At 68.3% G+C, this 23,920-nt stretch carries 17 protein-coding genes; 16 read left to right on the forward strand and 1 reads right to left on the reverse strand.

The genetic code is table 11. The annotated features are described in order from the left end of the window. The first annotated feature begins 347 nt into the window (after positions 1-347). The 3 genes from DEJ32_RS04030 to DEJ32_RS04040 all read left to right on the forward strand — a co-directional run bounded on the left by DEJ32_RS04030 (position 348) and on the right by DEJ32_RS04040 (position 8,712). Complete coding sequence (locus DEJ32_RS04030; protein ID WP_110900396.1) at positions 348-935, forward strand: hypothetical protein; 588 nt, start codon at positions 348-350, stop codon at positions 933-935. Between the two features lie 359 nt (positions 936-1,294). Then, complete coding sequence (gene rpoB, locus DEJ32_RS04035) at positions 1,295-4,783, forward strand: DNA-directed RNA polymerase subunit beta (protein ID WP_110824269.1); 3,489 nt, start codon at positions 1,295-1,297, stop codon at positions 4,781-4,783. Positions 4,784-4,830: 47 nt separating this feature from the next. Further along, positions 4,831-8,712 carry a DNA-directed RNA polymerase subunit beta' gene (locus DEJ32_RS04040; protein ID WP_110824268.1) on the forward strand — a complete coding sequence of 1,294 codons (3,882 nt, stop codon included), beginning with the start codon at positions 4,831-4,833 and terminating at the stop codon, positions 8,710-8,712. Between the two features lie 158 nt (positions 8,713-8,870). On the opposite strand, the gene DEJ32_RS04045 is transcribed toward DEJ32_RS04040, so the two are convergent. Beyond that, positions 8,871-9,269, reverse strand: coding sequence for a VOC family protein (locus DEJ32_RS04045; protein ID WP_110900397.1), 399 nt, complete (start codon positions 9,267-9,269; stop codon positions 8,871-8,873). A 329-nt stretch (positions 9,270-9,598) separates the two neighbouring features. Between DEJ32_RS04045 and DEJ32_RS04050 the strand changes: the two genes are divergently transcribed. From DEJ32_RS04050 to DEJ32_RS04110, 13 genes are all read left to right on the forward strand, one after another. Next, positions 9,599-11,269 (forward strand): GspE/PulE family protein, encoded by a 1,671-nt coding sequence (locus tag DEJ32_RS04050; RefSeq protein WP_110889288.1) that lies wholly within the window; start codon positions 9,599-9,601, stop codon positions 11,267-11,269. Positions 11,270-11,286: 17 nt separating this feature from the next. Further along, the gene (locus DEJ32_RS04055; protein ID WP_309146419.1) at positions 11,287-12,900 is read left to right on the forward strand and encodes a type IV pilus twitching motility protein PilT; all 1,614 of its coding nucleotides are present in this window, start codon (positions 11,287-11,289) and stop codon (positions 12,898-12,900) included. Continuing rightward, a complete protein-coding gene (locus DEJ32_RS04060) occupies positions 12,900-14,123 on the forward strand; it encodes a type II secretion system F family protein (protein WP_110900398.1) in 1,224 nt (407 codons plus the stop codon). The genes DEJ32_RS04055 and DEJ32_RS04060 overlap by 1 nt, the downstream gene beginning before the upstream one ends. Positions 14,124-14,352: 229 nt before the next feature. Continuing rightward, positions 14,353-14,850 (forward strand): prepilin-type N-terminal cleavage/methylation domain-containing protein, encoded by a 498-nt coding sequence (locus DEJ32_RS16595; RefSeq protein ID WP_309146375.1) that lies wholly within the window; start codon positions 14,353-14,355, stop codon positions 14,848-14,850. A gap of 81 nt (positions 14,851-14,931) precedes the next feature. Next, positions 14,932-16,368: a prepilin-type N-terminal cleavage/methylation domain-containing protein gene (locus tag DEJ32_RS04070; protein ID WP_110900399.1), complete on the forward strand. Its 1,437-nt coding sequence runs from the start codon at positions 14,932-14,934 to the stop codon at positions 16,366-16,368. Next, positions 16,368-17,078, forward strand: a complete 711-nt coding sequence (locus tag DEJ32_RS04075) for a hypothetical protein (protein ID WP_110900400.1) — start codon at positions 16,368-16,370, stop codon at positions 17,076-17,078. Before DEJ32_RS04070 ends, DEJ32_RS04075 begins: the two co-directional genes overlap by 1 nt. Then, positions 17,078-19,006: a hypothetical protein gene (locus DEJ32_RS04080; RefSeq protein ID WP_110900401.1), complete on the forward strand. Its 1,929-nt coding sequence runs from the start codon at positions 17,078-17,080 to the stop codon at positions 19,004-19,006. Before DEJ32_RS04075 ends, DEJ32_RS04080 begins: the two co-directional genes overlap by 1 nt. Continuing rightward, positions 19,003-19,821 (forward strand): A24 family peptidase, encoded by an 819-nt coding sequence (locus tag DEJ32_RS04085; RefSeq protein ID WP_110900402.1) that lies wholly within the window; start codon positions 19,003-19,005, stop codon positions 19,819-19,821. Before DEJ32_RS04080 ends, DEJ32_RS04085 begins: the two co-directional genes overlap by 4 nt. A gap of 27 nt (positions 19,822-19,848) precedes the next feature. Further along, the gene (gene pilM, locus DEJ32_RS04090; RefSeq protein ID WP_110900403.1) at positions 19,849-20,901 is read left to right on the forward strand and encodes a type IV pilus assembly protein PilM; all 1,053 of its coding nucleotides are present in this window, start codon (positions 19,849-19,851) and stop codon (positions 20,899-20,901) included. Then, positions 20,898-21,698 carry a hypothetical protein gene (locus DEJ32_RS04095; protein WP_110900404.1) on the forward strand — a complete coding sequence of 267 codons (801 nt, stop codon included), beginning with the start codon at positions 20,898-20,900 and terminating at the stop codon, positions 21,696-21,698. Before pilM ends, DEJ32_RS04095 begins: the two co-directional genes overlap by 4 nt. Position 21,699: 1 nt before the next feature. After that, positions 21,700-22,491, forward strand: a complete 792-nt coding sequence (locus tag DEJ32_RS04100) for a hypothetical protein (RefSeq protein ID WP_110900405.1) — start codon at positions 21,700-21,702, stop codon at positions 22,489-22,491. Between the two features lie 174 nt (positions 22,492-22,665). Continuing rightward, positions 22,666-23,391 (forward strand): hypothetical protein, encoded by a 726-nt coding sequence (locus DEJ32_RS04105; RefSeq protein WP_110900406.1) that lies wholly within the window; start codon positions 22,666-22,668, stop codon positions 23,389-23,391. 40 nt (positions 23,392-23,431) lie between these two features. Beyond that, positions 23,432-23,887 carry a DUF6121 family protein gene (locus DEJ32_RS04110; RefSeq protein ID WP_110889278.1) on the forward strand — a complete coding sequence of 152 codons (456 nt, stop codon included), beginning with the start codon at positions 23,432-23,434 and terminating at the stop codon, positions 23,885-23,887. Positions 23,888-23,920 lie beyond the last annotated feature (33 nt).

Consider the following 23,920-nt stretch of genomic DNA (forward strand, 5'->3'; position numbering starts at 1 on the left):
GCACGCGCGCCGGCCGACCGGTCGTCCGATGGACGCTGGCCGCCGCTGATCCATGCCTCTGCATGGACAGTCAGGAGACGCCGAGGTGCAGAACGTACCGTCCCGGTGTCCTCGGGCGACGAACGACGTGACCACCCCCACCCCCGGTCGTGTCCGTCGCCACGGTCGGCCCGACGCCGTCGACGCCCGCCCCGGTCCCACCGGAGCCCGTCCGCCGCCGTTCCCGACCGCTCCGGACGCAGCCCGACGACGAGCCCCGCCCTCGTCGCGGGCCTCCTCGCCGTGCCGCCGTCCGCCCCGCACCGCCGCACCACGTCCGGGCGTCCCGCGCCCGAAGGAGCCCGACCATGTCCACCGACACCCTCTCGATCCCCGTCCGACCCGGACGCGCCGGACATCCGGCGCGCGCGACCGCTCGCGCACGCCGCACGACGGAGCCGGGGCGGGCCTCCCGGCCGCTCGTCGAGGACCGCCAGAGCGCGCCGGTCTGGATGCGCGTCGTCGGCGGGGTCGTCCTGGCCGCCGGGCTCGCGCTGACGGCGGCGGTCCTCGCCTGGCCGGGGGACGCGCCCGAGTCGGCGCTCGTCGTCCCCGGGCTCGTCGCCGTCGTGGTCGGCGCACTCGCCCTCGCCGCCCGCGCCGGGTTCACCGTCACCGAGGACGCCGTCGTGCTGCACTTCCGGCCGCTCCCGCCCCGCCGGATCGCCAGACGGCGGATCACGAGGGTCCGGGTGACCGAGGCGGACGCCGCCACCTACGGCGGGGTCGGTCTCCGGATCGGGCGCCGCCGCCGGGCACTCGTGCTGACGCCGGGGCCCGGGGTGGAGATCACCGACGACGCGGGGCGGACGACCTTCGTGCGGAGCGACCGACCGTGCGACGCGGTCCGTGCACTCGGCGAGGGGGCCGCCGGCGGTGACCGCGCGGGGGAATGAGACCGGCCCGGCGGGGCTTATACACGCCGGACTCGATCTCGGTCAAGCCAGGACTGGACAGCGCACTCGTCCCCGACCTATGATGACAGTTCGCGCTCCCTGGCATCCGTGTCGTCATATTGCGGTCGACCGAGTTCCTCGAAGACGCCTCTCAGCAGGTGCTTCGCAGAACACGCCTGGTGATGCCGGTCCCGTATATGGCGGCGGGGCCCGCTCACCGATCATCCCACAGGCGGCTCCGGACCCGGAGCCTCACCGTACTCGTGTCGTGATCATCGGGTTGCGCCGAGCGATCAATCCACTCACCTACACACTGCTCGTCAGTGTCGGCCCGACGGGGCCTACCGGAGGTCAAACCCTTGGCTGCTGCGCCCAACGCATCCACCAACCCCAAGAACGGTCGCAACCACTCGCGACTCTCGTTCGCCAAGATCACGGACACCCTCACGGTTCCTGATCTGCTCGCCCTCCAGACGGAGAGCTTCGACTGGCTCGTCGGCAACGACGCATGGAAGGCCCGCCTCGCCGAAGGGCAGGAGCAGGGTCGCACCGACCTCGCGCTGCACTCCGGCCTCGAGGAGATCTTCGAGGAGATCTCCCCGATCGAGGACCTCGGCGAGACCATGCAGCTCTCGTTCACGTCGCCGGAGCTCGAGGACCCGAAGTACTCGATCGACGACTGCAAGGAGCGCGGCAAGACCTACGCCGCTCCGCTGTACGTCAACGCCGAGTTCATGAACCACATGACGGGTGAGATCAAGACGCAGACGGTCTTCATGGGCGACTTCCCGCTCATGACCGAGCGCGGCACGTTCATCATCAACGGCACCGAGCGTGTCGTCGTCTCGCAGCTCGTCCGCTCGCCGGGCGTGTACTTCGAGCGCGCCCAGGAGAAGACGTCCGACAAGGACATCTACTCCGCTCGCATCATCCCGTCGCGCGGTGCGTGGCTCGAGTTCGAGATCGACAAGCGCGACCAGGTGGGCGTGCGCATCGACCGCAAGCGCAAGCAGTCCGTGACCGTCTTCCTCAAGGCCCTCGGCTTGACGAGCGAAGAGATCATGGAGGAGTTCCAGGGCTTCGCGTCCATGGAGTCGACCCTCGAGAAGGACGCCGTCCTCACGAAGGAAGAGGCGCTCAAGGACATCTACCGGAAGCTCCGTCCGGGCGAGCAGGTCGCCGCCGAGGCCGCGCGTGCGCTCCTCGACAACTTCTACTTCAACCCGAAGCGCTACGACCTGGCCAAGGTCGGTCGGTACAAGCTCGACCGCAAGCTCGGCATCGACGCCCCGCTGTCCGACTCGGTGCTCACCGTCAAGGACATCGTCGCGACGATCAAGTACCTCGTGTCGCTGCACGCCGAGCGCACCACGATGGACGGCATCCGTGACGGCGAGCCGGTCCAGCTCCGCCTCGACGTGGACGACATCGACCACTTCGGCAACCGTCGTATCCGCGCGGTCGGCGAGCTCATCCAGAACCAGGTCCGCACGGGTCTGTCCCGCATGGAGCGCGTCGTCCGCGAGCGCATGACCACGCAGGACATCGAGGCCATCACGCCGCAGACGCTCATCAACGTGCGTCCCGTCGTCGCTGCGATCAAGGAGTTCTTCGGGACCAGCCAGCTGTCGCAGTTCATGGACCAGAACAACCCGCTCGCGGGCCTGACGCACAAGCGGCGTCTGTCGGCCCTCGGCCCGGGTGGTCTCTCCCGTGAGCGTGCCGGCGTCGAGGTCCGCGACGTCCACCCGTCGCACTACGGCCGCATGTGCCCGATCGAGACCCCGGAAGGCCCGAACATCGGCCTGATCGGTTCGCTCGCGTCCTTCGGTCGGATCAACTCCTTCGGCTTCATCGAGACCCCGTACCGCCGGGTCGTGAACGGTCAGGTCACCACGACCATCGACTACCTCACGGCTTCGGAAGAGGACGACTTCGTCGTCGCGCAGGCCAACGCCCCGCTGACCGACGACTTCCACTTCCAGGACGACAAGGTGCTCGTCCGCAAGAAGGGCGGGGAGGTCGAGCTCGTCGGCAAGGACGAGGTCGACTACATGGACGTCTCGCCGCGCCAGATGGTGTCGGTCGCGACCTCGCTCATCCCGTTCCTCGAGCACGACGACGCGAACCGCGCCCTCATGGGTGCGAACATGCAGCGCCAGGCCGTGCCGCTCCTCCGCTCCGAGTCGCCGCTCGTCGGCACCGGCATGGAGGGCTACACCGCCATCGACGCCGGTGACGTCGTCACCGCCGACAAGGCGGGCGTCGTCTCCGAGGTCTCGGCCGACGCCGTGACCCTGCAGCTCGACGAGGGCGGCACGCAGACCTACTACCTGCGCAAGTTCGACCGCTCGAACCAGGGCACCAGCTACAACCACCGCGTGATCGTCAGCGCCGGTGAGCGTGTGGAGCAGGGCGAGGTCATCGCCGACGGCCCCGCGACGGAGAACGGCGAGCTCGCGCTCGGCAAGAACCTCCTCGTCGCGTTCATGCCGTGGGAGGGCTACAACTACGAGGACGCGATGATCCTGTCGCAGAACCTCGTGAAGGACGACACGCTCTCCTCGATCCACATCGAGGAGTACGAGGTCGACGCCCGCGACACGAAGCTCGGGAAAGAGGAGATCACCCGCGACCTCCCGAACGTCAGCCCGGACCTCCTGGCCGACCTCGACGAGCGCGGCATCATCCGGATCGGTGCCGAGGTCCGCCCCGGCGACATCCTGGTCGGCAAGGTCACGCCGAAGGGCGAGACCGAGCTGAGCGCCGAGGAGCGCCTGCTCCGTGCCATCTTCAACGAGAAGTCGCGCGAAGTCCGCGACACCTCGCTCAAGGTGCCCCACGGTGAAGAGGGCACGATCATCGGCGTCAAGGTGTTCGACTCGCAGGACGGCGACGACGAGCTCGGCTCGGGCGTCAACCAGCGCGTGGTCGTCTACATCGCCCAGAAGCGCAAGATCACCGCGGGTGACAAGCTCGCCGGCCGCCACGGCAACAAGGGCGTCATCTCGACGATCCTGCCCGTGGAGGACATGCCGTTCCTCGCGGACGGCACCCCGGTCGACATCGTCCTCAACCCGCTCGGCGTCCCCGGCCGCATGAACTTCGGCCAGGTCCTCGAGATCCACCTCGGGTGGCTCGCGAAGCAGGGCTGGAACGTCGAGGGCATCCAGGAGTGGGCCTCCGCCCTGCCCGAGGCCGCGCACAGCGCAGCCCCCGGCACGAAGGTCGCCACCCCGGTGTTCGACGGTGCGTACGAGCGCGAGATCGAGGGCCTCCTCGACTCCACGCTCCCGAACCGTGACGGCGAGCGCCTGATCGGTTCCTCGGGCAAGGCGCAGCTCTTCGACGGTCGCTCCGGCGAGCCGTTCCCGGAGCCCGTCTCGGTCGGCTACATGTACATCCTGAAGCTGCACCACCTGGTCGACGACAAGATCCACGCCCGTTCGACCGGCCCGTACTCGATGATCACGCAGCAGCCGCTGGGTGGGAAGGCGCAGTTCGGTGGACAGCGCTTCGGTGAGATGGAGGTGTGGGCGCTCGAGGCATACGGTGCCGCGTACGCCCTCCAGGAGCTCCTGACGATCAAGTCCGACGACATCCTCGGCCGCGTGAAGGTCTACGAGGCGATCGTCAAGGGCGAGAACATCCAGGAGCCCGGCATCCCGGAGTCGTTCAAGGTCCTCATGAAGGAGATGCAGTCGCTCTGCCTGAACGTCGAGGTCCTCTCGGCGGACGGCCAGGCGGTCAGCCTCCGCGACACGGACGACGAGGTCTTCCGTGCCGCTGAAGAGCTCGGCATCAACATCTCCTCGCGGTTCGAGTCGTCGTCCGTCGACGACATCTGATCCCTCCCGTACCGAACACGTTTCGAACTCAGCAAGAGAGAAGAACATTGCTCGAAGCAACTTCCTTTGATGCCATTCGGATCGGTCTCGCGACCGCCGAGGACATCCGCCAGTGGTCGTACGGCGAGGTCAAGAAGCCGGAGACCATCAACTACCGCACCCTGAAGCCCGAGAAGGACGGTCTGTTCGGCGAGCAGATCTTCGGTCCCTCCCGCGACTGGGAGTGCGCCTGTGGCAAGTACAAGCGTGTCCGCTTCAAGGGCATCGTCTGCGAGCGCTGCGGCGTCGAGGTCACCAAGTCCTCGGTCCGTCGTGAGCGCATGGGCCACATCGAGCTCGCCGCGCCCGTCACGCACATCTGGTACTTCAAGGGCGTCCCGTCGCGCCTGGGCTACCTGCTGGACATGGCGCCGAAGGACCTCGAGAAGGTCATCTACTTCGCCGCGTACATGATCATCAGCATCGACGAGGAGGGCCGTCACGCCGACATGCCCGGCCTCGAGAACGAGATGCGCCTCGAGATCAAGAACCTCGAGAACCAGCGCGACTCAATCATCGCCGACCGTCTCAAGAAGCTCGAGGACGACCTCGCAGCCCTTGAGGAGGAGGGTGCCAAGGCCGACGTGAAGCGCCGGACCAAGGACACCGCCGAGAAGGAGATGTCCCAGGTCCGCAAGTCCTTCGACGAGGACATCACCCGCCTCGAGCGCGTGTGGGAGGACTTCCGCAACCTCAAGGTGGGCGACCTCAAGCCCGAGGACGCCGTCTTCCACGAGCTCCAGGACCGCTTCGGGATCTACTTCGACGCCTACATGGGCGCCGAGGCGATCAAGCTGCGGCTCGAGGCCTTCGACCTGGCCGCCGAGGCCGAGGCGCTGCGTCTGCAGATCGCCGAGGGCAAGGGCCAGAAGAAGATCCGCGCGATCAAGCGCCTGCGCGTCGTCAGCTCGTTCCTCGCCACCGGTAACTCGCCGGCCGCGATGGTGCTCGACGTCGTGCCGGTCATCCCGCCGGAGCTCCGCCCGATGGTGCAGCTCGACGGTGGCCGCTTCGCCACGTCGGACCTCAACGACCTCTACCGTCGTGTGATCAACCGCAACAACCGTCTCCGCCGCCTGCTCGACCTCGGTGCCCCCGAGATCATCGTGAACAACGAGAAGCGCATGCTGCAGGAAGCGGTCGACGCGCTGTTCGACAACGGTCGTCGTGGACGTCCGGTCACGGGTACCGGCAACCGCGCCCTGAAGTCCCTGAGCGACATGCTCAAGGGCAAGCAGGGTCGTTTCCGCCAGAACCTGCTCGGCAAGCGCGTCGACTACTCGGGCCGTTCGGTCATCATCGTCGGCCCGCAGCTCAAGCTCCACCAGTGCGGTCTGCCCAAGCAGATGGCGCTCGAGCTGTTCAAGCCGTTCGTCATCAAGCGCCTGATCGACCTGTCGCACGCGCAGAACATCAAGTCGGCCAAGCGCATGGTCGAGCGTTCGCGCGCCCAGGTGTGGGACGTGCTCGAGGAGATCATCCGCGAGCGCCCCGTGCTGCTGAACCGTGCGCCCACGCTGCACCGTCTCGGCATCCAGGCGTTCGAGCCGCAGCTCGTCGAGGGCAAGGCCATCCAGCTCCACCCGCTGGTCTGTGCTGCGTTCAACGCGGACTTCGACGGTGACCAGATGGCCGTGCACCTGCCGCTGTCGGTCGAGGCCCAGGCCGAGGCCCGCATCCTGATGCTCGCCTCGAACAACATCCTCAAGCCGTCCGACGGCCGTCCGGTGACCCTGCCCGCGCAGGACATGATCATCGGTCTGCACCACCTGACGACCGTCCGCGAGGGCGCCGTGGGTGAGGGCCGGGCGTTCTCCTCCGTCGCCGAGGCGATCCTCGCGAAGGACCAGAACACGCTGCACCTCAACGCGATGGTGAAGATCCGCATGACGGGTGTCCACTTCGCCGAGGGTGAGGCGCCGGAGGGCTACGAGGTCGGTCAGCCGATCCTCCTCGAGACCACCCTGGGCCGTGCGCTCTTCAACGAGACCCTGCCGGCGGACTACCCGTTCGTCCAGCGGGTCACCGACAAGGGCACGCTCTCCGCGATCGTCAACGACCTCGCCGAGCGCTACTCCAAGACCGAGACGGCCGCTGCGCTCGACCGGATCAAGGACGCCGGCTTCTACTGGGGCACCCGCTCCGGTGTGACCGTCGCCCTGTCGGACGTCGTGACGCCTCCTCGCAAGAAGGAGATCATCGCGGGCTACGAGGTCCAGGCCGCCAAGGTGCAGGGCGAGTTCGACAAGGGTCTGATCACCGACTCCGAGCGTCGCGCCGACCTGATCAAGATCTGGACCGAGGCCACGAACGAGATCGCGCAGGAGATGCGCGACAACTTCCCGGTCGACAACACCATCAACCGCATGGTGTCGTCCGGTGCTCGTGGTAACTGGCTGCAGGTGCGCAACATCGCCGGTATGCGTGGTCTGGTGAACAACCCGAAGGGCGAGATCATCGCCCGCCCGATCATCAACTCGTACCGCGAGGGCCTGACCGTGGCGGAGTACTTCATCGCCACGCACGGTGCTCGCAAGGGTCTGGCGGACACGGCACTCCGTACCGCTGACTCGGGCTACCTGACCCGTCGTCTCGTGGACGTGTCGCAGGACGTCATCATCCGTGAGGACGACTGCGGGACGACCCGTGGCCTCGAGCTGCCGATCGCGACGGTCGGTGCGGACGGCGGGCTCGTCCGCGACCCGCGCGTCGAGAACACCGTCTACTCGCGCACCCTCGCGACCGAGGCCGTCGACGCCTCGGGCACCGTGGTGGCCGAGGCCGGCGAGGACGTCGGTGACGTCCTCCTCGACAAGCTGCTCGCTGCCGGTGTCGAGAGCATCAAGGTGCGCTCGGTCCTGACCTGCGAGTCGGCCGTCGGTGTCTGCGCGCAGTGCTACGGCCGCTCGCTCGCCACGGGCAACCTGGTCGACATCGGTGAGGCGGTCGGCATCATCGCCGCCCAGTCCATCGGTGAGCCCGGTACCCAGCTGACGATGCGTACCTTCCACACGGGTGGTTCGGCCTCGGCCGACGACATCACGCAGGGTCTGCCCCGCGTGACCGAGCTCTTCGAGGCCCGCACCCCGAAGGGCGCGTCCCCGATCGCCGAGGCCCCCGGCCGCGCCACGATCGAGGACACGGACAAGGGCCGTCGGATCATCCTCACGCCGGACAACGGCGACGAGCCGTTCATCTACCCGGTGCTCAAGCGTGCGACCCTCCTCATCGAGGACGGGCAGCACGTCGAGCTCGGCGAGCAGTTCATCGCCGGCACCGTCGACCCGAAGGAAGTCCTCCGGGTCAAGGGTGTCCGTGAGGTCCAGAAGCACCTGGTCAACGGCGTGCAGGACGTGTACGGCTCGCAGGGTGTGCCGATCCACGACAAGCACATCGAGGTCATCGTCCGCCAGATGCTCCGCAAGGTCACCGTCGTCGACCACGCCGACACCGACCTGCTGCCGGGTGAGCTCGTCGACCGGTCGCGCTACAACGCGATCAACCGGGCGGCGCTGCAGGAGGGTCGCAAGACCGCCTCGGCTCGCCAGGAGGTCATGGGCATCACGAAGGCGTCCCTCGCGACCGAGTCGTGGCTGTCCGCCGCGTCCTTCCAGGAGACCACCCGCGTCCTGACGCAGGCGGCCATGGAGGGCAAGCAGGACCAGCTCGTCGGCCTCAAGGAGAACGTCATCATCGGGAAGCTCATCCCCGCCGGGACGGGCCTCAGCCGGTACCGCGACGTGGACGTGAACGCGACGGAGGAAGCGAAGGCGGAGCGGTACCCGAACCGCATCTTCGCGGACGACTCGTCGTTCTCGGACGCCGACCTGAGCTTCGTCGACTTCGACAGCTTCTCGTCGGACGACTTCACGCCGGGTACGTACAACTGAACCGAGTGACCCCCAGGAAGGGCCCCGCATCCGTCAGGATGCGGGGCCCTTCCCCGTAGTGGGCCGGGTCCGTAGCGGGCGAAGCCCGTGGTAGGCGGAGCCCGACGGGAGGCCCGGAGCGGCCCCGTCACGGGCCTCCCGGCCTGCCGTCTGGATTCCTAGACGGGGCGGTCGGCGCCGCTGTCGCGGCCACCCGGTCCGCGCCCGCGCTCGTCGGCGAGCGAGTACAGGCTGAGGACGTTGCCGTCCGGGTCGCGGACGTCGAACCAGTCGACCGCACCGTCGACGCACTCGACCGGACCCACGTCGATGCCGAGCGCGGCGATCCGGGCGTGCTGGGCGGCCACGTCGTCGACGCCGAAGCGGACGGTCGCCGGGTTCTCGTCGGCATCCGGGTCCTCGAGGAGTTGGATCCAGATCCCGCCGACCTCGTACTCGGCGACGCCCTCGGTCGGTTCGAGGTCCGGCTCGAGTCGTTCGAACACCGCGCCGTACCAGAGGCAGGACGCCTCGAGGTCGGTGACGGGCAGCCCCACGGTCACGCTCGTGATGTCCATGCCTCATCATGGTCCCTGCTCACCGGGTGCGTCGAGGGGTCGCGACCTCCCCGCCACAGCCGGTTCCGCGCGCCGACCGTCCACAGGAGGATCCGGTCGGGAACGCGAGGCGATCGGTTGGGCTGATGATGTCGGTCATGCGCGTTCGCCGTCACCTCGATACCCGTCGGTACCCCTGTTCTGGGTCCAGCAACAACTCCTCCGCCCCCTCCTTCTGGGACTGCTCCGGGAGCGTGCCCGGACGTACCGTGGACGAGCGTCGTACCCCTGGCGGCGCGCATCGAACCACGCCGCTTCGGCGCGCCCGGCAACAAGGAGGTACAGGGCTCATGGCAACCCTGTCCGAGATCCTCATCCTCAACGGTGCGCTCCCCATCGAGTACCTCGACGCCATGACCGGCCACGAGGACGTCGACGAGCAGGCGATCCGCTCCCTGGTCGAACAGGGCGTCGTGAGCGAGGCGCAGTACATCACCGCGCGCGCCGCCTCGCACAACTCGAAGACCGTCCCGCTGACCGACTACCCGGTCGACGGCACCGCGGTCTCGGTGCTGCCCGCACCGCTCTGCCGCCGGCACTCGGTCCTCGGGATCGGGTTCGAGGGGGAGACCCTCGTGCTCGCCATGGTGAACCCGGCGAACGTCCTGGCGATCGACGACGCCCGCGCGGCCTCCGGTCGCCCGATCAAGCCCCTGCAGGTCGACGAGCGCGACCTGCTCGCCGCGTTCGACCGGTACCTCCGTGCCGACGACGAGCTCAACGACCTCACCTCCTCGCTCGAGGAAGAAGCCTCGCGCTCGAACGAGCAGCAGGCGGACATCGGCGACGGCTCCCTGGACGACGTGCCGATCGTGCGCTTCGTGAACCTGCTCGTGTCCCAGGCGATCCAGGACCACGCGTCCGACATCCACATCGAGCCCGGCGAGCACGAGGTCCGGGTCCGCTACCGCATCGACGGCGTGCTGCACGAGATGACGCCGGCGCCGAAGAACATCCAGAACGGCGTCATCAGCCGGCTCAAGATCATGAGCGACATCGACATCGCCGAGCGGCGGAAGCCGCAGGACGGACGTATGTCCGTGCGGCACGGTGGTCGGCAGATCGACCTGCGCGTGGCGACCCTGCCGACCGTGTGGGGCGAGAAGGTCGTCATGCGGATCCTCGACAACACGAACACGTCGTTGACCCTCAAGGACCTCAACCTGCTCGACCGCAACGCGGCGGCGTACCAGAAGTCCTACTCGAAGCCGTACGGCATGATCCTGGTCACCGGCCCGACCGGATCCGGCAAGTCCACGACGCTGTACACGACGCTCAACGCGGTCGCGAAGCCGGAGATCAACGTCATCACGGTCGAGGACCCGGTCGAGTACCGGATGGCCGGCGTCAACCAGGTGCAGGTCAACCCGAAGGCCGGTCTGACGTTCGCGTCCGCACTCCGGAGCATCCTCCGGTCCGACCCGGACGTCGTGCTCCTCGGTGAGATCCGCGACCACGAGACCGCGCAGATCGCGATCGAGGCGTCCCTCACCGGCCACCTCGTGCTCTCCACCCTGCACACGAACGACGCTCCCTCGGCCGTCACCCGCCTCACCGAGATGGACATCGAACCGTTCCTCGTCGGGTCCGCCCTCGACTGCGTCGTCGCCCAACGCCTCGCACGCAAGCTCTGCGACCGCTGCAAGGTGCCCGCCGTGTACGAGGCCGAGCAGCTGCACGCCCTCGGGTTCCTCGACGCACCCGACGCCGCCGTGCCGGACTTCTTCGCCCCCCTCGGCTGCTCCGTGTGCTCGAACACCGGGTACCGCGGGCGCATCGCACTGCACGAGGTGATGACCGTGACCGAGGAGATCGAGCGGCTCGCCGTCGCCCGTGCCTCGAGCGCGGAGATCGGCCGTGTCGCCCAGCAGCAGGGCATGCTCACCCTCCGGATGGACGGGTGGGAGAAGGTCAAGCTCGGACTCACGAGCGTCGACGAGATCCTGCGCGTGGTCGCGTAGCCCTGGAGGACGAGCAGATGACCGAGTCCGTCTACGACGTGACGCCCGCCAGCGACGAGCCCGTGGCCGGCTGGCACCCCGGGACGCCCGGCATGCCCGGGGTCGAGGTCGGCGGTCGCCGAGCCGCACGCCTCGCGCAGGCCGCGGAGGCGGCACCGACCTCGTACCCGCCCGCCGCGGCACCCGTGTCGTCGGCGGCCGTCTACGACCTCGGCGACGACCTGGCCGCGTGGTCCGCGCCGGTCGGGCAGCCCGTCGCCGTCCCCGTCGCGCAGCCGCAGGCCGTGCCGGCGACCCCGCCGGCCGCGGTCCCGCCGTCGACCGCCAGCTACGGCTACGACCCGTACCAGGCGACCGAGCGGTTGCCGGTGGCGCCCGCGGCCGCGACCACGAGCCTCCCGAGCGTCGCGTCGCACGCGCCGACCCAGGTGGTCACGCCGACCGGCAGCCCCGAGATCAACTTCACCCGCCACGCGCGCGAGGTGGCCGACTCCGACCTCATCACCGCCCTCGCGCAGGTCGTCTACCAGGGCGCATCCGACCTGCACGTGACCGCGGACGCCCCGCCGACCGTGCGGGTCGACGGGTCGCTCCGACCCGCCGTGCCGGGAGGCCCGTGGGCCCGCAACAAGGTCATCGCCGCGCTCAAGACGCTCCTGTCGGGCGACCAGGCGGCGCAGTTCGACCAGGAGCAGGAACTCGACTTCGCGTACTCGCTGTCGCCGGAGTACCGCTTCCGCGTGAACTTCTACCAGCAGCGCGGCAACTGGGGAGCGGCCTTCCGCATCATCCCCACGAAGATCAAGACGCTCAAGCAGCTCGGCATCCCCGAGCACGTCGGGGAGTTCTCCAAGCTGTCCCGCGGGCTCGTCCTCGTCACCGGGCCGACCGGCTCCGGCAAGTCGACGACCCTCGCCGCGCTCATCGACCTCGTCAACGAGACCCGTGCCGACCACATCGTCACGGTCGAGGACCCGATCGAGTTCATGCACGAGCACAAGAAGGCGATCATCAACCAGCGGGAGGTCGGGGCGGACACCCACTCCTTCGCCCGTGCGCTCAAGCACGTCCTCCGCCAGGACCCGGACGTCATCCTCATCGGCGAACTTCGCGACCTCGAGACGATCTCGGTCGCGCTGACCGCCGCCGAGACCGGCCACCTCGTCTTCGCGACCCTGCACACGCAGAGCGCTCCCGGCACGATCGACCGCGTCATCGACGTCTTCCCGCCGCACCAGCAGGGGCAGATCCGCACGCAGCTCGCGGCGACGCTCGAAGGTGTCGTCTGCCAGACCCTCGTCCCGAAGGCGAACGGCGCCGGGCGCATCGTGTCCACCGAGATCATGAAGACCACCCCCGCCATCGGCAACCTCATCCGCGAGGGCAAGACGTACCAGATCACCTCGGCCATGCAGGCCGGGCGGGACGCGGGCATGCACACCATGGACCAGGACCTGGCCGAACTGGTCAACGTGGGCACCATCACCCGCAAGGCGGCGCTCGAGAAGGTCCACGACCTCGAGGGCTTCGAACGGCTGGTGCAGCGCGTCGAGTCGCCGTCCGAAGAGTCCGCTTCGGCGATCGCCGCGAGCGGGATCGACTTCGGCGACAAGTTCTCGGGAGGTTACTGATGTCCCTCGCATTCGACTACCGGGGCCGTGACGGCGCAGGCAAGGTCGTCAAGGGCAAGCTCGACGCCGCCAGTGAGGGTGCAGCGGTCGCCCGACTCCGCCTCATGGGGATCTCTCCGATCTCGCTCGCGGAGGCGAAGGCCGGCACTGGTCTGCAGACCGAGATCAAGATCCCCGGCTTCGAGAAGCACGCCGGGCTGAAGGACCTGTCGATCATGGCCAGGCAGGCGTCGACGATGCTCTCGTCCGGGCTGTCGCTCCTGCGAGCGCTGACGATCCTCGCCGACCAGACCGAGAACAAGAAGCTCAAGGACATCCTCGGCAAGGTGCGCGACGAGGTCGAGCAGGGCGTCTCCTTCTCCGACGCCGTCGGGAAGTACCCGGTGGACTTCCCACCGATCATGATCAACATGATCCGGGCGGGCGAGACCGGCGGCTTCCTCGACAAGGCGATGGACTCGATCGCGACGAACTTCGAGAAAGAGCACAAGCTCCGCTCGACCATCAAGTCGGCGATGACCTACCCGACCGTCGTGCTGATCATGTCGCTGTTGAGCGTCGTCATCATGCTGATCTTCATCGTCCCGATCTTCCAGGACATGTTCTCGTCGCTCGGGGGGAAGCTCCCGCTCCCGACGATGATGCTCGTCTACGCATCGCACGCGATGGTGTGGGTCGGGCCGATCCTCGCCGTGGCGATCATCGTCGGGTGGGTCTGGTACCGCGCCAACAAGAACACCGACCGTGTCCGCGGGTTCCTCGACCCGATCCAACTGAAGCTCCCGGTGTTCGGCGTCCTCAGCAAGAAGATCGTCATCGCCCGTTTCGCCCGCAACTTCTCGAACATGATCGGCGCCGGCGTCCCCATCCTGCAGGCGCTGAAGATCGTCGGTGAAGTCTCCAACAACATCGTGGTCGAACGGGCCCTGGGCCGTGTCGCGGAATCGGTGCGGAAGGGTGAATCCATTTCCGAACCCCTCGGCAAGGAGACGGTCTTCCCGCAGATGGTGTCACAGATGATCGCCGTCGGTGAAGACGCGGGTTCCATGGAGATCATGCTCGAGAAGATCGCGGTGTTCTACGACGCTGAAGTGGAATCGACGACCGAAGCGCTGACGTCATTGATCGAACCGTTGCTCATCGCATTCCTCGGCGTCGTCATCGGCGGAATGATCGTGGCGCTCTACCTGCCGATCTTCCAGATCACGTCCCTCATCCACTGACCACCGAACGGCTCCCTGCCCCGCACTCGAGGGGTGGCGGAGCCGTTTGCTGTGACCCACAGGTGGGGGTGAGCCGATGTGTTCCACCCCCGGTACTGGGGGCATTTCCCTGCGGTTTGGCCCCCGTTCTCGGGATTATGCGGCAATTCCGCCGTGAATACGCTCGACGGTGGCGGCAGAGCACAGCCCCGAACATTCCTCAATCAACTCCCGAAAGAGTGGAAACACCATGTACGCAGCACTCATGGGCAAGCTCAACGCTCGCCGCAAGGGGCTTCTCGAAGAGGGCGAGAAGGGCTTCACCCTGATCGAACTCCTCGTCGTCGTCATCATCATCGGCATCCTCGCCGCGATCGCCATCCCGGTGTACCTGGGCGTGCAGAAGAACGCGCAGGACTCGGCGACGCAGACCGACGTGACGAACGCGAAGATCGCGGTCGTCTCGGCGCAGACGAACCTCGGCAAGCTGCCGGGGGACGTTGCTGACTTCGACGCCACCGCGCGCGCAGCCAAGGTCGACAGCACCGGGACCCAGACCTGGACCGACGCCGGTGTGACCCGGTCCGCCAACACGTCGAAGCTCACCTACAAGGCCGGTGCGACCGCCGGCGCGTACTGCGTCGCGGGGAAGAGCTCGAACGACACCGTCTTCTTCGCGACCAACGAGGTCGGCACGACGAAGGTCGCCGGCACCACCACGTTGCCGACCACCTGCACCGCTCCGTAACGCACCACCCGCCGGTGTGGCCGTGGTGACGCATCGTCGCCACGGCCACACCGCTGTACGACCGAGACGAGAGGAGCCGCCATGTCCCGCATCCACGCCGCGCTGACCCGGCGGCTCGCCGCAGACTCCGGTTTCACCATCACCGAGGTCCTGGTCGCGATGATGGTGTTCGCCGTCATGTCGATCGGTCTCGCGTACGGCATCACGAACGCGCTACTGCTCACGCAGGAGAGCCGCTCCCGTCAGACCGCTCTCAACCTCGCGTCACAGGACCTCGACAAGCTCCGGTCACTGGCGAACCCCTTCGAGATCCGCTCGACGACCGGTGACACGGAGCAGCCCTTCACGGTGGGGCAGCAGGACTACACGTTGTCGCGGACGACGCAATGGGTCGACAGCGCCGGCCGGTCGAGCTCGTGTGGCACCGACGGCACGACGCTCGCGTACAAGAGCATCACGAGCACCGTCAGCTGGAAGAGCGGCCGGGGCAAGCCCCTGTCGGTCTCGCTCGACACGCTCATCGCGCCGAGTTCGCGCATCAACGCGGACGGCACCGGGGCCATCCTCGTCACGATCCGGAACGCGGCCGGCACCGGCGCAGCCGGAGTCCCCGTGACCATCACGGCGAACCCCGGCGGAGGTGGCGCCGCGGTCACCGCACCGGCGGTCACCGACGGTTCGGGATGCACGTACGCGCTGAAGGTCCAGCCAGGGACGTACACGGTCTCGGCTTCCACCCCTGGTGGGATCGACTCCAGCCAACAAGAAGTCGCGAAGAACCAGAACGTCTCGGTGTCCGCGGGGACCGACGCCGCGGTGACCTTCACCTACGACCAGGCGCACACGTTCCAGGTCGCGTACGGCACGAGCTACCCAGGTGGTACGGCGAAGCTGCCGACGAACCTCACGACGACGCTCTACAACGGCGTCGGCGGTAGCTCGTTCTTCGCCGGGACCCCGACGACGATCAAGGCTTTTCCCTACCAGGACGGCTACCAGGTCATGGCCGGTGCGTACGTCGATGCCGACGGTGGTGGCACCGCGACGTGCCTCAGCCCCAACCCCGGCAAGTGGACGACGGCGACGAACGGTGCGATCGGACAGGCGCCCGAGGCGGTCGACGCCGCAGCCGGCGTCGCGGATCCTCCCGGTAAGCGGGTCACGGTCCCCATGGGCATCGTCACCGTGCCGATCGACAGCGGCTACCCGTACATCACGGCGGTCAGTGACAGTGCGGCTCCCGACTTCGACCCCGGCTGCAACGCGCCGAGCCCGAAGACCCTGACGTTCTCGGGCCTCGCGGCCGGGAATGCCACCATCGCGCTGCCCTACGGCACCTGGTCGCTCTACGAGACGAAGGCACTGGGTTCGACCGCGTCCTCGAACAGCAAGAACCTCGTCCAGACGGCCTCGAGCAAGATCACCTACCCCAACGGTGGCGGTCAGACGAACAACGCCGGGTTCCTGGTCGTCAAGTGGGGCGACACCGTCACCCTGGATCCACGGAAGGTGCCGTGATGCTGCGGCAGGTACTCCGACGAGCGCGTCATGACGACCGCGGCATCAGCATGGCCGAGCTGTTGGTCGCGTCATCCGTCTCCGTGCTCATCCTCGCCACCCTCGGCGGGTTCTTCGTCGCGTCGATCCGAGGGAGCGCGTCGAACGCCAACACCGACACGAACCTTCGTCAGGCGACGAACAGCATCAACGCCATGTCCCGGTACCTACGCGCGGCGACGACCCGAGCGGTGCCCACGAGTCTGGTTCCGGACGCGGCAGTCGTGAAGGCGACGCCGACGGATCTCACGTTCTACGCGTACATCAACCTCATCGACGACGCGGACATCGCGAAGCGCACGGCGGAGAAGCCCGTGCTCGCGCGGTACTACGTCGACTCCGCATCCCGGCAACTCGTCCAGCAGTTGTCCGCCTGCAGTGCCGACGCCAACGGGTACTACTCGTGCCCGGCAGTGACCAGCACGACGCGCCTGGGCGGTCCGATCGCCTCACCGACGTCCGACGGCGTCGCACTGTTCACCTACCAGAACGCGGACAGCGGGAGTCTGGCACCGGTCGGTGGTCAGCTCAGCGCCTCAGACCGCGCCGCCGTCCGCTTCGTCACCGTCAACCTCGAACTCGGTTCGGCCACTCCAGGCGCAGGGAGCAACGCGCATCTGCAGAACACCGTCGGGCTGCTCAACCTCGGGCGGGCAGGGGCCATCTCGTGATGCGTCGGATCGTTGCCTTCTTCACGCGGGCACGGGACGCCCGCGGCGGGGACGACGCGGGCATGGCACTCGCGTCGGTCATCGGTCTCGGCGCCGTCCTGATGATCCTCGTCGCCACGATGGCCTCGGTCTCGGTGAGCGGCTCGGTGAAGTCCGCCGCAGACCGGAGCTGGAACCTCGCGATCCAAGCTGCGTACGCGGGACTCGCTGATTACCAGAGTCGCCTGACGGCCGACAACAGCTACGAGCTCGTCGGCAACGCGAGCGCGGCCTTCAGCGGTACGAGCGCGTTCTCGAAGGACTGGTCGGCGAACCCCGCATTCGCCACGTCCGGCTCGCGCTGGGCGGAGGTCGTCAACAGCGGCGGTCGCGCGCAGTTCCGCTACGAGGTCGACAACACCGACTACACGGCCGAGGGGGTCGTCCGCGTCCGCGTCACCGGCAAGGCGGGTGGTGTGACCCGCTCGATCGTGGCGGACCTCAAGGGCGACGGCTTCGTCGACTACCTGTACTTCACCGACTACGAGTCAAGCGATCCGTCGATCACCGGTGAGACGCAGGACGGCGACTCGTCGAAGCTGTGCATCCCGCAGCACTACAGCACGGACGGAAACCTGTACGACGCGAACAAGGCTTGCTCGCCGGTGCAGTTCACCAAGGACGACACGCTGACCGGGCCGGTGCGGACGAACGACACCTTCCTGCTCTGCGGCACGACGTTCACGTCCACGGTCCAGTCGACCGCGGGGGACGGTGTCTTCCGGACGCCGTTCACGAACGGCTCGACGGGCGACCGGAACTGCCGTGCGACCGCGACGTTCGGCGGCGGCGTGCCGAAGAACGTACAGTCCATCGATCCGCCGTCGACGATCGCGAACATGGGGCAGGAGGCCCGCACGGACGACCGCGTGAACGTCCCGCGTCCGGGGTGCCTGTACACGGGCCCCACTTCGTTCGTGTTCGCCGGCAACAGGGTGACCATCAAGTCGCCGCTCAGCCAGGCGACCCAGTACAAGCTCAACGGCTCCGGAAAGCCCCAGGCGGACCGCAGCGGTGACGTCCTCTGCGGGTCGCCCGCGGCACTGCGCAGCGCCAGCGGTGCCACCATCCCCGTGCTCGACGACAACCTCGCCTACGTGCAGACCGTGCCGACGGACCCACAGGACCCGAACTACACGAAGCCCGGCGACGAGCGCTCGGCCATCGGGACGATGTGCCAGGTCGGCCAGACGTACGGGAACGGACTCGGCTACCCGAAGCCGAACGAGTACGTCGGCAACGCCGGCGCGAACGGGCTCTACAACTGCCGCGCGGGCGACGCGTTCGTCGCCGGGACGGTGAACGGCAAGATGACCGTGGGCGCAGCGAACTTCCTGTACGTGACGTCGAACATCACGTACGCGACAGGGACGCAGAGTGTGCTCGGTCTCGTCGGACAGCGTGCGGTCACGGTCTACAACCCGATCTCGTGCAACAAGTACCAGACGACGCGCAGCAACAACCAGACCATCACACTGAAGACCTGTGACACCGCGACGTCGTCGACAGGACAACTGCAGTACGGGGCGGGGTCGAACATCACGATCAACGCGGCCATCGCCAGCAACACCGGGACGTTCCAGGTGCAGAACAACGCGTACGGACCGCGCATGGGCGACCTGACCGTGCTCGGGTCCATTGCGCAGAAGTTCCGCGGAACCGTCGGCGTCACCTACTCCACGACGGACTGGCGAGGTCAGAGCGTGTTCGACCACCAGACAGGCTTCACGAAAAACTACGGGTACGACAACCGCTTCCAGAGCATCGCGCCGCCGAAGTTCCTGCAGCCCGTGAGCACGAGCTACGGCATCACGACACAGGTCGAGGTGAACGCGGCATACCGTGCCGACGGCTCCTGTGCTCGGGCCAGCTCCGGAGACTGCCAATGACAGCGCTCTTCACCGGCTCCACCGCCGTGCTCGGACTGCTCATCGGGTCCTTCTTGAACGTCGTCGTGTACCGCGTACCCGCTGGCATGTCGGTCGCGCGGCCGGCGAGCGCGTGCCCCCGGTGCGGCCACGAGATCCGCGGGATCGACAACGTGCCGGTGCTCTCGTGGCTCGTCCTCCGGGGGCGCTGCCGTGACTGCAGCGCGCCCATCTCGGTCCGGTACCCAGCTGTCGAACTCACAACAGCGGTTCTCTTCGGCGTCGTCGCCCTCGCCTTCGCGCCGGCCGGCATCGGGAACGGTGCGGCGGTCGGTCGTGTCGCGGTCCTGTCCGCACTGCTCTACCTCATGGCGGCCAGCGTCGCCCTGGCCCTCATCGACCTCGACACACACCGCCTCCCGAACGCCATCGTCCTGCAGGCCTACGCGGTCCTGGCCGTCCTCCTGAGCGGAGCGTCGGTCCTCACGGGGGACTGGGGCGCCCTGGTGCGTGCTGTCGTCGGGCTCGCCGGTCTCGGCGGTGTCTACCTGGTGTTGGCACTCGCCGTCCCGGGCGGGATGGGCCTGGGCGACGTCAAGCTCGCCGGCGTCCTCGGGTTCGTCCTCGCGTACCTCGGATGGGGACCCCTCGCAGTGGGAGCTTCCGCGGCGTTCCTGCTCGGCGGTACGTTCTCGATCGTGCTCCTCCTGTCCGGCCGTGCCGGGCGACGGAGCGGGATCCCCTTCGGTCCCTGGATGCTCGCCGGCGCATGGACCGGCATCTTCCTCGGCCCCACGATCTGGGCTGCCTACCTCGGCGCCCTCGGACTCGGCTGATCGCCGCCAACCCAAAGGACGCGAAGCATGGGCAAGAGCATCGTCGGGCTGGACCTCGCCGCGAACACGATCCGCGCCGTCGAGGTCGCTGACGCCGACAAGGCGCGCCCCACGGTCGTGCGGTTCGCGGAGGTCCCCACGCCTCCGGACTCGATCCGCAAGGGTGAGGTGATCGAGCCGAACACCGTCGCGGGTGCGCTCCGACAGCTGTGGCACGTGGGGAAGTTCCGCACCAAGAACGTCGTGCTCGGCGTGGGGAACCAGCGTGTCCTCTCCCGTGATCTGACCATCCCCAAGTCGTCCCGCGAGCAGATCCGCGAGTCGCTCCCGTTCCAGGTCCAGGACATGTTGCCCGTGCCGGTCGGCGACGCGATCCTCGACTTCTACCCGGTCTCCGAAGCGGCCGGCGAGAACGGACCCGTGCTGCACGGGCTCCTCGTCGCCGCGATCAAGGACGCCGTGCTCGCGAACGTGAAGGCGGTTCAGCTCGCCGGTCTCAACCCGGCTGCCGTCGACCTCATCCCGTTCGCGTTGAGCCGGGTCGCGGTCACGCGTCAGCAGCTCGCCGGGACGGTTGCCATGGTGGAACTCGGGGCTGAGACGACGAGCGTCGTCGTGATCACCGACGGCGTGCCGCAGTTCGTCCGCATCATCCCGACAGGTGGCAACGACGTGACCAAGCTGCTCTCTGCGCGGTTCGAGATCGGGTGGGACGAAGCAGAGTCAATCAAGCGGCACTTCGGACTGGGTGGTACTGCCCGGACATCGGACGACGCCCGTGCCGTGGCGGTCATCACCGAGTCGTCGAGCGAGCTGTTCGCCAGCCTCCGCAACACCGTCAGCTACTTCGTGAACACCCGCCCGGGTCAGGCCGTCACGAAGATCCTGCTCGCCGGAGGCGGAGCGAAGATGCCCGGGTTCGCTTCCGCACTCAGCGACCACACCCGGATCCCCGTCGCGATGACCGACCCGTTCGCGGGTGTTGCTCGTGGCCGTTCCATCACGCCGGACGCGCTCGCCGCACGCGGCACCGCCGTCGCCGTCGCGTTCGGCCTCGCAGTCGGGAGCAAGGCAGCATGACCGGAACCGCGCAGTCCACCACCGCCGAGCCAGCCCGGGCCGGCATCTTCGGCATCGGGCGCCGATCCGGCTCCAGCGCCACATCGGACGTGAAGCCGCAGCAGAAGTCGCGGCCGGCCAAGAAGGTGCCGGGCGTGACGCCGGGGCGTGAACCCCGTGTCGACCTGCTGCCCGTCGAAGTGCACCTGGACCGCCGTGGGCGGGCGATCGCGCGCCGGATGTGGTTCGGAGCTGGCCTGGTCGCGGCGCTGGTCGTGCTCGGGACTGCGGCCGCAACCATCCAGAGCATGGGTGCCCGCTCCGACCTGGCCGCCGCGCAAGCGGAGACGGCATCGATCCAGCAGCAGCAGCAGCAGTACGGCGAGGTGCGGCGGGTCGAGCAGGACACGGCACTCGCCCGCGCAGGGCAGCAGGTCGGCGGTTCCACGGAGATCGATTGGCAGTCCACCCTGAGCACGGTGCAGCAGCTCCTCCCGCAGGGAGTCGTCATCACCGCGCTCAACATCGAGTCCTCGAGCCCGATGCAGAGCTTCGACCAGTCGACCGCACCCCTCCAGGGGCCGCGTGTCGCGACGCTGAACGTGACCGTCAGCAGCCCGTCGATCCCGTCCGTCCCCGATTGGACAGAACGACTGACGAACCTCACGGGCTACGTCGACTCGAACATCGACACGATCACCCGTGGCAGCGCGACCGGAGACGGCGCAGCAGCTGCAACCGGCACCTACCAGGCGTCCATCACACTGCACGTCGACAGCGAGGCGTACGACGGCAAGTACGCAGAGAAGAGCAAGTGACGTGAACCGGAACCGCCTCTCCCTCATCCTCGCGGCGCTCGCCGCCGCCGCGATCGCCGTCGGGGGTTTCTTCCTCGGCGTCCAGCCTCAGCTCGCATCCGCGGCAACGGACAACGCGCAACAGACACAGACCGAACGGACGAACGACAGCAGCCGAGCTGAACTGGACCGTCTCCGGAAGCAGTTCACGTCGCTCGAAGCGATGAAGGCCGAACTCGCGCAGCTCAGGGGCTCAGTGCCTGCCACCGCGAGCACGGATGCGTTCATCCGGTCGCTCGACGCCGTCGCCGTCACGAGCGGGGCGACCGTCGCATCGGTCTCGGTCGGTGAAGCGCAGGCCTACAACGCGCCCGCTGCCGACGCTTCCGCTGCCACCGAGCCGACGGCGGAGAGCAGTGCGTCCCCGTCGGCCGCGGCAGAACCTCCTGCCACTGCGAGTCCTGCGACACCGTCCGCACCGGCCGCGACGACGAACTCGCTGGTGACCTCGTCGAACTTCGCGGTGATCCCCGTCTCGATCAGCATCGAGGGGACGTACGACCAGGCTCTCGCCTTCACCGGAGGGGTGCAGGACGGCGAACGACTGTTCCTGATCACCACGGTGACGTCCTCGTCCTCGACGTCGCCGGAAGACGGCACCGCCGACGGTGCAGGACGGCAGTCCTGGACGCTCGGCGGCTTCGTCTACGTCCTCAGCGACACGGTCGCCGGGGCTGGGGACGCAGGGGGCACCAGTCCGTCGACCGCCCCGGCCACTCCCGTGGCCACACCGACGGCGGCTGCGGAGGGCTGACCCACCCCCACCGAACGCCCCCCGGAAGGGGTCCCGCCGCCACGCCGGACCCGCTTCCGCCGGGGCGTTCCGTGCCTATACCATGCTGCTCGGGCCTGCGCTCGCTCGCGGCTGCCCATCTCCCTCTCGGACGTCCCTCGGAACGGGCGTCCCTCGTCGTGCCCGGAGTCGCTCGTGTTGGTCGGTGTCGTGGAGTTCCTCGGCTGGTTCGGGGCCGGAACGGTCCTCGTCGGGTACGTCCTCTTCTCGCTCGGGAAGATCGCGAACGGCCCGGTGTACCAGCTGTTCAACCTGGTCGGTGGCGTCGCGATCGCGGTGAACGTGGCCGCGCACCACGCCGTCCCCTCGACGATCGTGAACAGCATCTGGGCGGCCGTGGCGGCAGTGGTCCTCGCACGTATGGTCGTCCGCCGCCGACGGGGCACGTCGGCCGGCGTGCAGCCGGCTCCGGAGCTGCACGCGGAACCCCCCACCACGACGGCAGTCCTGCCGGTGGTCGGCCCGGCCCTCCGCGACCACCAGCCGGAGGCGGACCACCGCTCCGATGCGGACCACCGCTCCGAGGTGGACCAGCGCTCCGAGGCGCACCAGCAGCCGGAGCCCGACCAGCCGGAGACCGGCCACCTGCCCGACGGGACCCTCGTCGAGGACGCGCCCACGGGCCTCCCGGCCGGCCGCACGACGGGAACGGACGCCACGAGCACGGACGCCACGGGCACGGACGCCACGAGCCTCGCCGCCACGGGCACCGACGCGCCCGCTCCGATGACGGAGACGGTGCCGGTCATCACGGCGACCATCGCCCTCGCGCTCGTCCAGGCGGCACACCAGCAGCACGCGGCCCAGCAGGAGGCCGCGCAGCAGCAGACCACGCAGCCGGAACCCGCCGACGCCCCGTAGCTGCCGGACCAGGACCGACGCGGAGCGCTACGATCGGCGCATGTCCCGGTGGTTGGTGGCGACGATGGCGTCGGTCCTCTTCATCGCGCTCGTCATCGCCGTGACGGGCTTCGAGGCCCTGCTCGCCGACGTCGAGGCGATCCGGCAGCCGGACGCCACCCCCTACCTCGGTCCGGCGATGGTCGTCGGCGCCGGTGTCGCCGTGTTCCTCGCGACCGCGATGGGCGCCCGCGAGGGGAACCCCGTCGTCACCGGACTCGTCGCCGCGGCGACGACGTACCTCGTCATGCTCGGCGTGGGCGCGGTCGGCTACGCCCTCGTCCGGTCCGACGCCGCGGAACTGCTCGTCTTCCCGGCGGGCTACGCCCTCAGTCCGTTCGTGGTCGGTGGGGTCGTCGTGGCGCTCGTCACGGTCGTCGGCGGCATCTCCGCGGTCCGGTGGCAGGGCTCCCGTCCACAGGGGCAGCAGTCGTCGCCGATCCGTCCACAGGACTGACGGGAGGCCCGGCCCGCGTCCGCCGCGTTCGGT

Source organism: Curtobacterium sp. MCPF17_046 (genome assembly GCF_003224295.1).
Taxonomy (GTDB): Bacteria; Actinomycetota; Actinomycetes; order Actinomycetales; family Microbacteriaceae; genus Curtobacterium.